Raw genomic sequence first — 13,652 nt, forward strand, 5'->3', positions numbered from 1 at the left:
ATAACACGAATGTGCAGACGCAAAAAAAGCGCCTGCAACGGAATGGGGCGCCTGCGCGCCAAGTTGAACGACCGGCCAAGGTCGGTCACGGGATTTACCGTGACGACCTCACAATAGCGGGAGGAAGGGCTGAGCGCAAGAGTCATGCGGCAGCCCTCCGGTTGATGGCCATCATCGCCAGCGCACGCTGGGCACGCTTGAGCTGGGATGCGGGGATGCTGTAACGGATGACGTCGCAGTCCTTGCCCCAGCGGGTGGGCACGCGCTCAGGCTGGCGCTGGAACTCGATGCCCCAGTTGTGGGCCAGGGCGCTGATGGTGGAGTTGAGGCAGTGGTCGCCGATGCGCTCGGCCTCGAAGCGATTGAGGGAGCCGCCGGCCACCAGGAAGGCGAGCACGCGGCTCAGCTTGGTTGGAGCGTTGGCGACTGTGATAGTATTACGTTGCGAATTTTGAGGGCTGGCCTGTTGGTCGGCCTTTTTTTTGTCCATTAGGCGGCCACCCCGCGAGCTTCAGCGATGCGGGAATCCATCCAGGCACGAACTTCTTCTTCGGCCCATACGACGGTCATCGGGCCGAGATTGATCTGAGCGGGGAAGGTGCCAGCAGCGATCCGGCGATACAGATCGGACTTGCTGAGCGAGGTGATGGAGAGCACTTCTTTGATGCGGATGAAGCGCTGGGGCTGAGTTGCTTTGTCTGCCATCGCTTTAGCCTCCTTGGGGCTGGTTGGGAGCGATGGCCGAAACTTAGATGCGCGCAAATAGTGACGAAAATATCTGACATAACGACACGTCGATATGTCATGCCGTTGTGTCACTACCCTTTAATGTGTCAGGTTTGATGGCGTTAGCTAATTCTTGTGCCTGCCTGCTAGGAATACCTTGTTCAGATATAAATGACGTTACATTTTTCTGCAGGGGTTGATTTTCTGGATCATATTCAACCCAGTACCTAATAGCTGCGTTGCGAGCGGCTTCCAGTGCTTTTGTAGCGTAAGGGAAAATCAGAGTAACCGGTGAAGAGATATCAGGGGCCGGACTTTCAACGGTATTCGTGCTTGCTGTCTGGTTTCTGGCTTTATCATGTATAGATTGATCTTCCTCAATTTGCTTCGATGTTTGACTGCCTTTTTCAAATGTTGTTGCATCGCGCAGGACTCTGCTTACTCCTAGTAGCGTTGAAAGAATCCCGGCCATTGTTGCAGCAAAGAACCATCCGTATTTCTCAAGGCCGTTCCTGATTAACCACACATAAAGAAGAATTATGGCCATTCCTGAAACGACTCCTGCTGAGAATATGGTTATCTCTTTGGCGTAAAAGCCTTTAACTTTCACTAACAAATCAACCCCTCCCCTGGTGATTAAAACTCACCACATTCGTTCCGGCGCCTAGCGCGTCGATCTCGTTCGCCCAAGCCTGCATCATTCCCCGGCGCTGCTCGAGGTAGTGGGCGTGGTTGTAGGTGTCGCGGATCTCGTCCTTGTCGCCATGGGCTAGCTGGCGCTCGATCCAATCGCGGTTGTAGCCGCGGCTGTTCAGCTCAGTGCTGATCAGGTGCCGGAAGCCATGGCCTGTCTGCCGCCCCTCGTAGCCGATGATCCTGAGCGCCTTGTTGATAGTGTTCTCGCTCAGCGGGCGACCGGGGTTTGCCTTGCCGGCAAAGGCGAGGTCATACCGGCCGGTGATCTTCTGCAGGTCGCGCAGCAGGTCCACGGCCTGGGTGGGTAGCGGGACGATGTGCGGGCGCCTGGCCTTCATCCTGGCCGCTGGGATGGTCCAGGTGGCGGCGTCCAGATCGAACTCATTCCAAGGTGCCTGGCGCAGCTCGCCAGGGCGCACTCCGGTCAGCACCAGCAGGTGAATGGCTATCTTGGTGGGCTGGTCGCACCTGGCCCCGGCCAGCCTCTCCAGCAGTTCGGGGAGCTCCGACAGCGGGACGTGAGGGTGGTGCTTCACCTGGGGCGCGTGCGCAGCCACCACGTCGAGGTCGGTGGCCGGGTTGGTGGTGGCCACCCCCTTGGCCAGGCCGAAGCGGAATATCTGGTTGAGCCACTGCCGGATCTTGCCGGCGGCGTTCAGGGTTCCCCGGGCTTCGACCTTGCGCACTAGTTCCACCAGATCGGGCCTGGTGATTTCGGCCACCGGCCGCTTGCCGATGCCAGGGATGATGTCGTTGTCCAGGTACAGGCGGGCCTTGTAGGCGGTGGCGTCTGCCCATCGAGGGGCGCTGTAGGCGTACCACTCGTTGGCCAGTTTCTCGAATGTGTACGCCTCGGCCTCTCTGGCGCGTTTCTCGGCCTGTTTGTGCTTAGATGGATCTACCCCAGCGGCAACCTGTGATCGTGCAACGTCGCGCAATTCTCGGGCTCTGGCGAGTGTGACGGCAGGATAGGCGCCCAGGCTGATCATTTTCGGCTTGCCGGCGAAGCGGTACCGGAAGCGCCAGAGCTTGCTGCTGGTGGGGGTGATTTCGAGGCTCAGGCCCAGGGTGTCGGAGAGGCGGTAAAGCTTCTCGCGGGGCTTGGCGGTACGGGCTGCGGAGTCGGTGAGAGGCACGGATATCCCCGGAAAGCCACGCCGGGCGCCGGATAGGCATCCGGGTGTGAGTAGAAATTCATGACCGAACTGCGTCTACTCACGAATCTACTCACAAAGTTTTGGGCTTACAAGGGATCGCTTGGGATCGGTAGAAACAAAAAAACCGGCTCAGAGGCCGGTTTTCTTAGGGTTCCGAGACTGCTAGAGAACTCTCGGGACTAGTATGTGGTGCCCAGGGACGGAATCGAACCGCCGACACGGGGATTTTCAATCCCCTGCTCTACCAACTGAGCTACCTGGGCAACGTGGCGCGCATTAAAAGGGTTTTCCGAAGGGGTGTCAAGCGTGCTGCGAAAAAATTTTCAGTTAATACCGGAGCTTACGCGCTCGGCGGGACGTAGCCGTCGGCCTGGGCGTATTCCTCGCCGGAGAGGAACTTGTCCATCTCGCCCTGGAGGAACTTGCGGTCCTCGGCGTTCATCATGTTCAGCCTGCGCTCGTTGATCAGCATGGTCTGGTGCTTCTGCCACTCGTCCCAGGCCTGCCTCGACACGTGCTCGTAGATGTCCTGGCCCTTGGCGCCGGGGTAGGGCGGGCGATCGAGGCCGGGCAGCTCTTCTTTGTACTTGCGGCACATCACCATTCGGCTCATGTCATCTCTCCTGCATTCAACGCGTCGGCTGCCCGCTTGAGCAGCTTCTTGACCGGGGCCGCGAGACCGAGCCGCGGCGGGGTGGCCAGGTTATACCAGAGCCAGTCGCCCTCGGCCACGCCGCCGGCTGCGTCTTCCACGCGCACCAGCCAGGGCTCGATGGCCAGCTGGAAGTGGCTGAAGGTATGGGTCAGACCGGGCAGTTCGTGGCGCTGCCCCAGGCGCAGGGCGTGCTGCGCGGCGAGCGGGTCGAGTTGGGCGAGGTCGTCCAGTTCCGGGAAGCTCCACAGGCCGCCCCACAGGCCGGTGGACGGGCGGCGGTAGAGCAGGATGGCGCCTTCGCGGTTGGCCAGGATTGGCATCAGCGTGCGCCGCTGCGGCAGTTCCTTGCGCGGCTTGGGCACCGGGTAGGCGCTTTCGCGGCCGAGCAGGTGGGCGCGGCAGCCCTCGCTCAATGGGCACAGCAGGCAGCTGGGCTTGCTGCGGGTGCAGAGGGTGGCGCCCAGGTCCATCATCGCCTGGGTGTAGTGGTTGACCCGCGCGTGCGGGGTGAAGCGTTCCGCCGCTTCCCACAGCTGTTTCGCCACCCTGGGCTCGCCCGGGTAGCCGTCGCAGGCCAGGTAGCGGGCCAGCACGCGCTTGACGTTGCCGTCGAGGATGGGCGCGCGCAGGCCCATGGAAATGCTGGCGATGGCCCCGGCGGTGGAGCGGCCGATGCCGGGCAGCTCGGTGAGCTGCTCAACGTCGCGGGGGAATTCGCCGGCGTGGCGCTCCATCACCAGCCTGGCGGTCTTCTGCAGGTTGCGCGCGCGGGTGTAGTAGCCCAGCCCGGTCCACAGGTGCAGGACTTCGTCCTCGGGCGCTGCGGCCAGGTCGGCCACCGTGGGCAGCGCCGCCATGAAGCGGTCGAAGTAGCCCAGCACGGTGCTCACCTGGGTCTGCTGCAGCATGATTTCCGACACCCACACCCGGTAGGGGTTGATGTCGCGCTGCCAGGGCAGGTCGTGGCGGCCGTGGCGGTCGTACCAGTCGAGGACCGCGGTATTGAAGCGTTCGGGGGTCATTTCTTCTTCAGCAGGTTCTTCAGGGCGTCCTTCAGGTCGGGGCTGACCTTGTCGCCGAATTTCTCTTCGAGTTTCTCGTTCAGGCGCTGCCCGGCCAGTTGCCCGGCGATGCGGCCGATGCCGTCCTGGTCCAGGCGGCAGGCCTTGGCGCCCAGTTCCAGCGGGCCGCGGCAGCGCAGCGGCCATTCGATGCCGACGTAGCGCTTGTTCACCTCGCAGGCCGGGTCGGGCATGTCGCTCTTGTCGCCTTCGATGATCACGCCGACGCGGTAGTCCATGCCCAGTACGCGCAGGTCGAGGTCGCCGTCGCCCTTTACCGTCAGGCCGGGCACCGCGACGCGCAGGTCGGGGTTGCTGGCCACGCCGTTGTGGAAGGTCAGGCTGCCGTTGAGCTCGCGGAAGGGCGTGTCCTTGCCGCCGTGCTCGGCGCTCAGGCTCTTCCGGTTGAGGGTGGCGATGCCGCGGCACAGTTGCTCTTCCAGGTTGGCGTTGAGCAGCACGCCCTTGCTCAGCTTGAAGTTGGCCTTGCCGTTGAGGTTGTCGATCCAGGCCTTCTGGCTGTTGCCCTGGGTGGTGATGTCCGCGTCCAGGTTCAGCAGGCCGGTGACCGGCGGCTTCTGGCCCTGGGCCTGGAGGAGTTTCTCCACCGGCACGCCTTCGATGTGCTTCTGCGCCGCCAGCAGCGCCACGTCCTGGCGCACGTCGAGGCTGGCCTTGGCGTTGAAGCGGCCGTCGTAGAGTTCGCCGCGCATGTCGTCGAGGCTGAACTGGCCGTTCTGCCCGCGCAGCTTGAGCACGGCGTTCTCGATCGGCAGCTTGTCGAGGGTGAGCTGGCCGAGGTTCAGGTTGAGGTCCAGGTCCAGCGTGCGCAGCTTGGCCAGCGGCAGCAGCGGTGCGTCGCTCCAGGCCTGCTGGGTGGGGGCGTTGGGCAGCGGGCTGTCGCCCTTGCCGGTGGCGCTGGCGACGGTGGCGTCGACTTCCGCCTTGCGGCTGGCGCTGGCCGCCTCGGCGCCTTTGGCGGCCTTGGCCGGCAGGTAGCGGTCGAGGTTCAGCTTGTCGCCGCTGAGCTGGGCGCGCACGGCCTGCTTGGCGATGTCGGCCAGGCCCAGGCTGCCGCTGAAGCTGCTGTCGTCGAGCTTGAGCTGGATATCGCTGAGGTTGACGGCGTTGCGGCTGCCGTCCAGGCGCGCGGCCAGTTCCAGCTTGGTCAGGGTGTTGCCGTCGGCCATTTCCGGCAGCTTCTGGCCGAGGCCTTCGAGGAATTCGCGCAGGTTGAACGGGGCGATGGACAGGCCGCCGGTGAACTGCAGCTCCTTGTCGAGGTTGCGCGCCTTCAGCTCGCCGAGGGCGCGCAGCTGGTTGATCGACAGCTTCAGGCCGTTCCATTCGGCGACCTGCGCGGCCTGGTCGAGCAGCAGCTGGCCCTGGGCGGAGAAGGTCGCGGTGCGGCCCTGCAACTGGTCGCCGGCCAGTTCGCCGGAGAGCTTGGCGTCTTCCAACTGGTAGCGCTTGAGCGCGCGGTCGAAGCGCAGGTTGCCGGTCAGCTCGGTCTTGGCGCGGGTCACCGGCTGGTTGGTGCCCAGGTAGGCGTTGAGCTTGAAGGGGATGCTGCTGCCTTCGCGGATGGCGCCGGTGTTCAGGTCCAGGCCTTCGACGGTGTACTGCTTGCCGCTCTGCTCGTCGCTGTAGTCGATGCGCGCGCCGCTGACGTTGAGGCTGTCGATGTCCAGCTTCATCGGCGTGGAAGCGCTCTCGGCCGGCGCCTTGGGCGCTTCGGCGGGCGCGCTGGCCTGGCCGGCCGGCGTGGCGGGGGTGGCGCCGGCGGGCTGGGCCGGCTTGCCGATGTCTTCCCAGTTGCCCTTGCCGGCCTTGTCGCGGTTCAGCGTGAGGGTCAGGCCCTGCACGCGGATGTCGCTCATCTGCACCTCGCGGCGCAGCAGCGGCAGCACCCGCACCGACAGGCCGAGCAACTGCAGGTCGGCGAACGGCTTGTCCGGGCTGCGCACGCTGGCCACGCTGGTGTCGTGCAGCTCCAGGCCGAGCCAGGGGAACAGGCTCCAGCCGATGTCGCCGCGCAGGTCCAGCTCCAGGTTGGCCTTGTCGCGGGCGAGCTGGCGGATCTCGTCCTTGTAGTCGTTGGGGTCGAAGAAATGGGTGAGGATGAAGCCGGCGGCGACTACCAGTAGCAGCAGGGCGAGGACGGCTATGCCCAGGATCTTGCCGAACGCTTTCATGGACGGGTCCTTGTTCTGGCGGCGGGTGAATTGGCGGGAGTATATCAATGCGCCCGCCCGCTTCAGCAGGCGGCGGCGACGCGTTCGGCGATGGCCAGGCTGGCGGTGAGCCCCGGCGACTCGATCCCGAACAGGTTGACCAGGCCCGGCAGGCCGTGGTCCACGGCGGTTTGGATGACGAAGTCGGAGGCGGGTTCCCCGGCGCCGCTCAGTTTAGGACGAATCCCGGCGTAGCCGGCCTGCAGACGTTCGGCGTCCAGGCCCGGGAAGTAGCGGCGGATGGCCTGGGCGAAGGGCTCGCGCAGCGCTTCGTCGACCAGATAGTCGATGGTTTCCAGGTAACGCACGTCCGGGCCGAAGCGCAGCTGGCCGCCGAGGTCGAGGGTGGCGTGCACGCCCAGGCCGGCGGTGTTGGCCTCGGGCATCGGGTAGATCAGGTGGCTGAACGGCGAGCGGCCGCTGTAGGTGAAGTAGCGGCCCTGGCACAGGTGCAGCGGCGGCACGCCTTCCAGGCCTTCGGTGCGGGCGGCCAGTTGCTGGGCGAACAGGCCGCCGGCGTTGATCACCTGTTCGGCCTGGATGCTGAACGGCTCGCCGACGCTGACGCCTTCGGCGACCCAGCCGTCGGCGGCTCGGCGCAGGCTGTCGATGCGGGTGTCCAGCACCAGCTGTGCGCCCTGGATTTGCGCGGCGTGCTGCAGCGACAGCATGTAGGCATGGCTGTCGATGATCCCGGTGCTCGGCGAGAGCAGGGCGGCCACGCCGCGCACCGCCGGCTCCAGCGCATGCAGCTGGGTGGCGTCCAGCGGCTGCAGGTCATGTACGCCGCTGGCTTCGGCATTGGCGGCGAGGGCTTCCAGCTTGCCCAATTCGGCGTCTTCCACGGCCACCAGCAGCTTGCCGATGCGGCTGTGCGGCACGTCGTGGCTGGCGCACCAGGCGTACAGGCGCTCGCGGCCTTCCAGGCAGAGTTCGGCCTTGAGCGAGCCGGGCGGGTAGTAGAGGGCGGCGTGGATGACCTCGGAGTTGCGGCTGGAGGTGTGGCTGCCGATCAGTCGCTCGGCTTCGACGATCAGCACGCTGCGCCCAGCGGCGGCCAGGCGCGCGGCGCAGGCCAGGCCGACCGCGCCGGCGCCTATGACCAGGATGTCGATGTCGTTCATGCGTCCTCGCTGGCTCTGTGCAGCACTGCGGCGATGGCGGCGCGGGCCTGCGGGCTGTTCTTCCAGCAACTGCTGCCGGTCAGTGCGGCGCCGGCGCTGAGAATGCTCTGCGCATCGCTTTCGCGCAGCTTGCCGAAGCTGTCCAGGCCCATCTGTTCCAGGCGTTGCAGGATCGTCGGGCCGACGCCCTTGAGCGCGAGCAGCGCCGCGCGTTCACGTTCTTCGAAAGGCATGCGTGCTCCTCGTGGTCATGCGCTGCGTCCCGGGCTGGCAGGGCTCAGGCCGGCTCCAGGGCCAGGCCGAGGCGTTCGGCCAGTTCGGCCGCTTCCGCCTGCCCGGCCGGGGCCTGCAGGCGCAGCGGGCAGCCGGCGAGCACCGCCTGGCGCTGGGCTTCCTCCAGCAGCCGGCGGGCCACGCCGCGGCCACGGGTGACGCGGCGCACGCACAGGCGCGAGAGGCGCCAGGCGTCGGCATCGCGCTGCAGCCAGGCGGCGCCCAGCAGGCGGTCGTTGAAGCGCCCGGTCAGCAGCGTGCCCGCGGCCAGCGCGGCGTCCACCAGGGCCTCGCCGTCGGCGAAGGGTGCGAGCAGCCAGGCCGGCGCCTCGGCGTAGAGCCGGGCCAGGTCCAGGCGGTCCTGGGCGGAGGGCTGGGCAAGGTGTTCGACGATCACGGGCATGGCGGCATCCTCGGCGGGGATGAGCAGTTTACGGACAAGCGGCGCCCCGCGGCCAGCGCCGCCGACCGTCGCCCGTAGCCCTGCGGGGCCCGCCGCGCCTATAATGCGGGCCCTCTTATAATTAAGTGCAGTGTTAGCTGTGGAGCTGGTGATGGCCGAACGCAAGGCAACCGTCGCGCGCGACACCCTGGAAACCCAGATCAAGGTGTCCATCGACCTGGATGGCACGGGCAAGGCCCGCTTCGATACCGGGGTGCCCTTCCTCGAGCACATGATGGACCAGATCGCCCGCCATGGCCTGATCGACCTGGACATCGAGTGCAAGGGCGACCTGCACATCGACGACCACCACACCGTCGAAGACATCGGCATCACCCTCGGCCAGGCCTTCGCCAAGGCCATCGGCGACAAGAAGGGCATCCGCCGCTACGGCCATGCCTACGTGCCGCTGGACGAGGCGCTGTCGCGCGTGGTGATCGACTTCTCCGGCCGCCCCGGCCTGCAGATGCACGTGCCTTTCACCCGCGCCAGCGTCGGCGGCTTCGACGTCGACCTGTTCATGGAGTTCTTCCAGGGCTTCGTCAACCACGCCCAGGTGACCCTGCACATCGACAACCTGCGCGGACACAACACCCACCACCAGATCGAGACGGTGTTCAAGGCCTTCGGCCGCGCCCTGCGCATGGCCATCGAGCTGGACGAGCGCATGGCCGGGCAGATGCCGTCGACCAAGGGGTGCCTGTAATGCAGACGGTCGCCGTCATCGACTACGGCATGGGCAACCTGCACTCGGTGTCCAAGGCGCTGGAGCGCGTGGGCGCCGGCCGCGTGCTGGTGACCAGCGACGCCGCGGTGATCCGCGAGGCCGACCGCGTGGTGTTCCCCGGCGTGGGCGCCATCCGCGACTGCATGGCCGAGATCAGGCGCCTGGGCTTCGACGAACTGGTGCGTGAAGTCAGCCAGGACCGCCCCTTCCTCGGCATCTGCGTCGGCATGCAGGCGCTGCTGGAGCACAGCGAGGAGAACGGCGGCGTCGACTGCATCGGCCTGTTCCCCGGCCAGGTGCGCTTCTTCGGCAAGGACCTGTACGAGGACGGCGAGCACCTGAAGGTGCCGCACATGGGCTGGAACCAGGTCAAACAGAGTCTCGACCACCCGCTGTGGCACGAGATCCCCGACGAGGCGCGCTTCTACTTCGTGCACAGCTACTACATCGAGGCGGGCAACCCGCGCCAGGTCGCCGGCCGCGGCCACTATGGCCGCGACTTCGCCGCCGCGCTGGCCGAGGGCCCGCGCTTCGCCGTGCAGTTCCACCCGGAGAAGAGCCACACCCACGGCCTGCAGCTGCTGCAGAACTTCGCCGCCTGGGACGGCCGCTGGTAAGCCCATGGCCCGGCAGAAGGACAAACCCGCCATCCTCGAGCTCGATGGCGCGCAGCGCCAGAGCGCGGCGCGGGCCATCCAGCGCTTCCTCGAGGAGCGCTTCGAGCTGGACCTGGGCGGCTTCGAGGCCGAGGAAGTGCTGGACTTCTTCATGCGCGAGTTCGGCCCGCTGTTCTACAACAAGGCGATTCTCGATGTGCAGGCGCACCTGAAAGACAGGTTCGAAAGCATCGAAAGCGACTTGTGGGCGCTCGAGAAGAGCTGACCCGACCCCATTCACGACTTGGATTCGAGCAGGTTCAACCGATGCTGATCATCCCCGCAATCGATCTGAAGGACGGCGCCTGCGTGCGCCTGCGCCAGGGCCTGATGGAAGACGCCACGGTCTTCTCCGACGACCCGGTGGCCATGGCCGCCAAATGGGTGGACGGTGGCTGCCGCCGCCTGCACCTGGTAGACCTCAACGGCGCCTTCGAAGGCAAGCCGGTGAACGGCGAGGTGGTCACCGCCATCGCCAGGCGCTACCCGAACCTGCCGATCCAGATCGGCGGCGGCATCCGCTCGCTGGAGACCATCGAGCACTACGTGCGCGCCGGCGTCAGCTACGTGATCATCGGCACCAAGGCGGTGAAGCAGCCGGAATTCGTCGGCGAAGCCTGCCGCGCCTTCCCCGGCAAGGTGATAGTCGGCCTGGACGCGAAGGACGGTTTCGTCGCCACCGACGGCTGGGCCGAGGTCAGCGAGGTGCAGGTGATCGACCTGGCCAAGCGCTTCGAGGCCGACGGCGTCTCCGCCATCGTCTACACCGACATCTCCAAGGACGGCATGATGCAGGGCTGCAACGTCGAAGCCACCGCCGCCCTGGCCAACGCCACGCGCATCCCGGTGATCGCCTCCGGCGGCATCCACAACCTGGGCGACATCCAGAAACTGCTGGATGCGCGCACCCCGGGCATCATCGGCGCCATCACCGGCCGGGCGATCTACGAGGGCACCCTCGATGTCGCCGAGGCGCAGGCGCTTTGCGATCGGCAGGCAAAAGACGAATAAAAGCGCGGGAGGCTGAAGGCTGGACGTGACCGAGTCGCTTTTTCGTTCAGCCTCCAGCCTTCAGCCTCCCGCGAATTTCAAGATTGGGAGACACCAGAATGGCCCTCGCTAAGCGCATCATCCCCTGCCTCGACGTGGACAACGGCCGCGTGGTCAAGGGCGTCAAGTTCGAGAACATCCGCGACGCCGGCGACCCGGTGGAGATCGCCCGCCGCTACGACGAGCAGGGCGCCGACGAGATCACCTTCCTCGACATCACCGCCAGCGTCGATGGCCGCGACACCACGCTGCACACCGTCGAGCGCATGGCCAGCCAGGTGTTCATACCGCTGACCGTCGGCGGCGGCGTGCGCACCGTGCAGGACATCCGCAACCTGCTCAACGCCGGCGCGGACAAGGTCTCGATCAACACCGCCGCGGTGTTCACCCCGGAGTTCGTCGGCGAAGCCGCCGCGCGCTTCGGCTCGCAGTGCATCGTGGTCGCCATCGACGCCAAGAAGGTCTCGGCGCCGGGCGAAACCCCGCGCTGGGAAATCTTCACCCACGGCGGACGCAAGCCCACCGGGCTGGACGCGGTGGAGTGGGCGAAAAAGATGGAAGGCCTGGGCGCCGGCGAAATCCTCCTGACCAGCATGGACCAGGACGGCGTGAAGAGCGGCTACGACCTGGGCGTGACCCGCGCCATCAGCGAGGCGGTGAACGTGCCGGTGATCGCTTCCGGCGGCGTCGGCAACCTGGAGCACCTGGCGGCCGGCATCCTCGAAGGCAAGGCCGACGCGGTGCTGGCGGCGAGCATCTTCCACTTCGGCGAGTACAGCGTGCCGGAGGCCAAGGCCTACCTGGCCAGCCGCGGCATCGTGGTGCGCTGAAGGGCGCGCCGCACTGCCGGCGTGCAGCTTGCGACAGGGCCCGGCCCGCTCATGGCGGCCGGGCCTTGTGCTTTCTGGCGATGTTTCCTACAAGGCGTGACACGGTCTGAAAGATGCAAGGCCGAATGATGGCAAACTTGCGGTAAGCTCTGCGCCTTCGCTTACAACCAGGAATGTTCTGCGATGCTGAAACGCCTCCTGCTGGCCAGCTCCTTGCTGTTGGCTGGCACAGCGCATGCGGAAATTTCTCCAGACTACAGCATGGTCCTGCTGACGGAGAACTTCCCACCCTACAACATGGCCATCAACGGCAAGAACTTCGCCCAGGAAGACAACATCGACGGCATCGCCGTGGACATCGTCCGGGAGATGTACAAGCGCGCTGGCATCAAATACAGCATGACCCTGCGCTTCCCCTGGGAGCGCATCTACAAGCTGGCGCTGGAGAAGCCGGACTACGGCGTCTTCGTCACCGCGCGGCTGCCAGAGCGGGAAAGCGCCTTCAAGTGGGTCGGCCCCATCGGCCCGGACGACTGGGTGCTGCTGGCCCGCGGCGACAGCCCCATCGCCCTGAAGAGCCTGGACGAGGCGAAGAAGTACCGGGTGGGCGCCTACAAGGGCGACGCCATGGCCGAGTACCTCGCCGATCACGGCTTCGAGCCGGCGCTGGTGCTGCGCGACCAGGAGAACGCCGGCAAGCTGCAGAAGGGCGAGATCGATCTCTGGGCCAGCGGCGACCCGGCCGGGCGCTACCTGGCCAAGCAGGTCGGCGTCAGCGGCCTGAAGACGGTGCTGCGCTTCAACAGCGACCAGTTGTACCTGGCGCTGAACAAGGAAACCCCCGACGAAGTGGTGCAGAAGCTGCAGGCCGCGCTGGACAAGATGCGCGCCGAAGGCTTCGTCGACGATGTACTGAACAGCTACCTGTGATCCGCCGGCGCCGCTCGAGGGGAGCGGCGCCGCGCTGCGTTGCCGGCCACGGCCGGAGCTGTGCCAGGGATGGTGTACAGGACGGGAATCGCGTCCACGATGCAGGGATGCCGCTAGCCATAACGATAACCAAGCGAGCGGTATGACCATGCTGAAACTCAAGACCTGCGGGCTGTTCATCGGCCTGCTGCTGGGGGCCGCCACGGCCCGCGCCGACTTGCCCGCCGACTACAAGGTGGTGCTGCTGACGGAGAACTTCCCGCCGTTCAACATGGCGGTGGACGACAAGAACTTCGCCCGCGACGAAGGCATCGACGGCATCAGCGCGGACATCGTCCGCGAGATGTTCAAGCGCGCCGGCATCGGCTACACCCTGAGCCTGCGCTTCCCCTGGGACCGGCTGTACAAGCTGACCCTGGACCGCGCCGGCTACGGCCTGTTCTCCACCACCTACACCCCCGAGCGGGTGCCGCTGTTCAAGTGGGTGGGCCCGCTGGCGAAGACCGGCTGGGTGGTGCTGGCCCCGCCGGGCAGCAAGATCACCGCGCTGAAGGACGTCAAGGAGGCCGGCAAGTACAAGCTCGGCGCCTACAAGAATGACGCCGTCAGCCAGGCGCTGGAGAGCCAGGGCATCCCGGTGATCAACGCCCTGCGTGACCAGGAGAACGTGAAGAAGCTGATGACCGGGCAGATCGACCTCTGGGCCACCACCGACCCGGTGGGCCGCTACCTGGCCAAGCAGGAGGGCGTCAGCGGTCTGCAGACGGTGCTGCGCTTCAACGAGGCGCAGCTGTACCTGGCGCTGAACAAGGACACCCCGGACGAGGTGGTCGAGCGGCTGCAGAAGGCCCTGGATCAGATGAGGGCCGAGGGGTATGTGGATGAGGTTACCAACAATTACCTCTGAGGCCGGCCTGTCGGCCGGATCGCGGACGGAGTCCGCTGCTGCGCCCGCGATGCATCTGTAGGGCGGATAATCGTTCGCGGTTATCCGCGGATGCACGATTGTAGGAGCGGGCCCTGCCCGCGATTCGCGCGCAGGGCGCGCTCCTACAGGTGTTGGCGAAGCTGTCCTACAGGCTGCACCGGGG

Annotated in this window: 17 protein-coding genes and 1 tRNA gene; 7 read left to right on the forward strand and 11 right to left on the reverse strand. The window is 65.9% G+C overall.

Translation table 11 applies throughout. The features are described 5' to 3' along the window. Window positions 1-142: 142 nt before the first annotated feature. From M8R19_RS17970 to M8R19_RS18020, 11 genes are all read right to left on the reverse strand, one after another. Window positions 143-397 (reverse strand): hypothetical protein, encoded by a 255-nt coding sequence (locus M8R19_RS17970; RefSeq protein WP_249918492.1) that lies wholly within the window; start codon window positions 395-397, stop codon window positions 143-145. 92 nt (window positions 398-489) lie between these two features. After that, the gene (locus tag M8R19_RS17975) at window positions 490-705 is read right to left on the reverse strand and encodes a helix-turn-helix transcriptional regulator (protein WP_249918493.1); all 216 of its coding nucleotides are present in this window, start codon (window positions 703-705) and stop codon (window positions 490-492) included. A gap of 97 nt (window positions 706-802) precedes the next feature. Continuing rightward, entirely contained in the window at window positions 803-1,342 is a 540-nt protein-coding gene (locus M8R19_RS17980) for a hypothetical protein (protein ID WP_249918494.1), read from the reverse strand. Window position 1,343: 1 nt separating this feature from the next. Further along, entirely contained in the window at window positions 1,344-2,558 is a 1,215-nt protein-coding gene (locus tag M8R19_RS17985) for a tyrosine-type recombinase/integrase (RefSeq protein WP_249918495.1), read from the reverse strand. A 208-nt stretch (window positions 2,559-2,766) separates the two neighbouring features. Beyond that, window positions 2,767-2,842 (reverse strand) — tRNA-Phe (locus M8R19_RS17990). Between the two features lie 77 nt (window positions 2,843-2,919). Next, window positions 2,920-3,192, reverse strand: coding sequence for an oxidative damage protection protein (locus M8R19_RS17995; RefSeq protein ID WP_074980133.1), 273 nt, complete (start codon window positions 3,190-3,192; stop codon window positions 2,920-2,922). Then, on the reverse strand, window positions 3,189-4,256 hold the full coding sequence (gene mutY / locus M8R19_RS18000) for an A/G-specific adenine glycosylase (RefSeq protein ID WP_249918496.1): 1,068 nt from the start codon (window positions 4,254-4,256) through the stop codon (window positions 3,189-3,191). The genes M8R19_RS17995 and mutY overlap by 4 nt, the downstream gene beginning before the upstream one ends. After that, a complete protein-coding gene (locus M8R19_RS18005; RefSeq protein WP_249918497.1) occupies window positions 4,253-6,490 on the reverse strand; it encodes an AsmA family protein in 2,238 nt (745 codons plus the stop codon). The genes mutY and M8R19_RS18005 overlap by 4 nt, the downstream gene beginning before the upstream one ends. A 62-nt stretch (window positions 6,491-6,552) precedes the next feature. Continuing rightward, window positions 6,553-7,653, reverse strand: a complete 1,101-nt coding sequence (locus M8R19_RS18010; protein ID WP_249918498.1) for an NAD(P)/FAD-dependent oxidoreductase — start codon at window positions 7,651-7,653, stop codon at window positions 6,553-6,555. Next, the gene (locus M8R19_RS18015; protein WP_249918499.1) at window positions 7,650-7,886 is read right to left on the reverse strand and encodes a helix-hairpin-helix domain-containing protein; all 237 of its coding nucleotides are present in this window, start codon (window positions 7,884-7,886) and stop codon (window positions 7,650-7,652) included. Before M8R19_RS18015 ends, M8R19_RS18010 begins: the two co-directional genes overlap by 4 nt. A gap of 44 nt (window positions 7,887-7,930) precedes the next feature. Continuing rightward, entirely contained in the window at window positions 7,931-8,329 is a 399-nt protein-coding gene (locus M8R19_RS18020; RefSeq protein WP_249918500.1) for an acetyl-CoA sensor PanZ family protein, read from the reverse strand. A 151-nt stretch (window positions 8,330-8,480) separates the two neighbouring features. Between M8R19_RS18020 and hisB the strand changes: the two genes are divergently transcribed. From hisB to M8R19_RS18055, 7 genes are all read left to right on the forward strand, one after another. Next, window positions 8,481-9,074: an imidazoleglycerol-phosphate dehydratase HisB gene (gene hisB, locus M8R19_RS18025; RefSeq protein ID WP_043256084.1), complete on the forward strand. Its 594-nt coding sequence runs from the start codon at window positions 8,481-8,483 to the stop codon at window positions 9,072-9,074. Continuing rightward, a complete protein-coding gene (gene hisH / locus M8R19_RS18030) occupies window positions 9,074-9,712 on the forward strand; it encodes an imidazole glycerol phosphate synthase subunit HisH (RefSeq protein WP_074980117.1) in 639 nt (212 codons plus the stop codon). The genes hisB and hisH overlap by 1 nt, the downstream gene beginning before the upstream one ends. 4 nt (window positions 9,713-9,716) lie before the next feature. Next, window positions 9,717-9,977: a DUF2164 domain-containing protein gene (locus M8R19_RS18035; protein WP_043268350.1), complete on the forward strand. Its 261-nt coding sequence runs from the start codon at window positions 9,717-9,719 to the stop codon at window positions 9,975-9,977. Window positions 9,978-10,018: 41 nt separating this feature from the next. Then, window positions 10,019-10,762 (forward strand): 1-(5-phosphoribosyl)-5-[(5-phosphoribosylamino)methylideneamino]imidazole-4-carboxamide isomerase, encoded by a 744-nt coding sequence (hisA, locus tag M8R19_RS18040; RefSeq protein WP_116425085.1) that lies wholly within the window; start codon window positions 10,019-10,021, stop codon window positions 10,760-10,762. A gap of 98 nt (window positions 10,763-10,860) precedes the next feature. After that, complete coding sequence (hisF, locus tag M8R19_RS18045) at window positions 10,861-11,631, forward strand: imidazole glycerol phosphate synthase subunit HisF (RefSeq protein WP_009613829.1); 771 nt, start codon at window positions 10,861-10,863, stop codon at window positions 11,629-11,631. 183 nt (window positions 11,632-11,814) lie between these two features. Next, window positions 11,815-12,561: a substrate-binding periplasmic protein gene (locus tag M8R19_RS18050; RefSeq protein ID WP_116425084.1), complete on the forward strand. Its 747-nt coding sequence runs from the start codon at window positions 11,815-11,817 to the stop codon at window positions 12,559-12,561. A 148-nt stretch (window positions 12,562-12,709) separates the two neighbouring features. Continuing rightward, window positions 12,710-13,468: a substrate-binding periplasmic protein gene (locus M8R19_RS18055; protein WP_043269104.1), complete on the forward strand. Its 759-nt coding sequence runs from the start codon at window positions 12,710-12,712 to the stop codon at window positions 13,466-13,468. Window positions 13,469-13,652: the final 184 nt, after the last annotated feature.

Origin of the sequence: Pseudomonas sp. R3.Fl (genome assembly GCF_023516765.1) — a bacterium.
GTDB classification, from domain to species: domain Bacteria; phylum Pseudomonadota; class Gammaproteobacteria; order Pseudomonadales; family Pseudomonadaceae; genus Pseudomonas; species Pseudomonas citronellolis.

Excerpts from the sequence above, each read along its gene's own strand:
- hisH (WP_074980117.1), top strand. The coding sequence starts at position 9,074 with ATGCAGACGGTCGCCGTCATCGACTACGGCATGGGCAACCTGCACTCG.
- M8R19_RS17995 (WP_074980133.1), bottom strand. The coding sequence starts at position 3,192 with ATGAGCCGAATGGTGATGTGCCGCAAGTACAAAGAAGAGCTGCCCGGC.
- mutY (WP_249918496.1), bottom strand. The coding sequence starts at position 4,256 with ATGACCCCCGAACGCTTCAATACCGCGGTCCTCGACTGGTACGACCGC.
- M8R19_RS18055 (WP_043269104.1), top strand. The coding sequence starts at position 12,710 with ATGCTGAAACTCAAGACCTGCGGGCTGTTCATCGGCCTGCTGCTGGGG.
- M8R19_RS18050 (WP_116425084.1), top strand. The coding sequence starts at position 11,815 with ATGCTGAAACGCCTCCTGCTGGCCAGCTCCTTGCTGTTGGCTGGCACA.
- M8R19_RS18010 (WP_249918498.1), bottom strand. The coding sequence starts at position 7,653 with ATGAACGACATCGACATCCTGGTCATAGGCGCCGGCGCGGTCGGCCTG.
- M8R19_RS18015 (WP_249918499.1), bottom strand. The coding sequence starts at position 7,886 with ATGCCTTTCGAAGAACGTGAACGCGCGGCGCTGCTCGCGCTCAAGGGC.
- hisB (WP_043256084.1), top strand. The coding sequence starts at position 8,481 with ATGGCCGAACGCAAGGCAACCGTCGCGCGCGACACCCTGGAAACCCAG.
- hisA (WP_116425085.1), top strand. The coding sequence starts at position 10,019 with ATGCTGATCATCCCCGCAATCGATCTGAAGGACGGCGCCTGCGTGCGC.
- hisF (WP_009613829.1), top strand. The coding sequence starts at position 10,861 with ATGGCCCTCGCTAAGCGCATCATCCCCTGCCTCGACGTGGACAACGGC.
- M8R19_RS18020 (WP_249918500.1), bottom strand. The coding sequence starts at position 8,329 with ATGCCCGTGATCGTCGAACACCTTGCCCAGCCCTCCGCCCAGGACCGC.
- M8R19_RS18005 (WP_249918497.1), bottom strand. The coding sequence starts at position 6,490 with ATGAAAGCGTTCGGCAAGATCCTGGGCATAGCCGTCCTCGCCCTGCTG.
- M8R19_RS17975 (WP_249918493.1), bottom strand. The coding sequence starts at position 705 with ATGGCAGACAAAGCAACTCAGCCCCAGCGCTTCATCCGCATCAAAGAA.
- M8R19_RS18035 (WP_043268350.1), top strand. The coding sequence starts at position 9,717 with ATGGCCCGGCAGAAGGACAAACCCGCCATCCTCGAGCTCGATGGCGCG.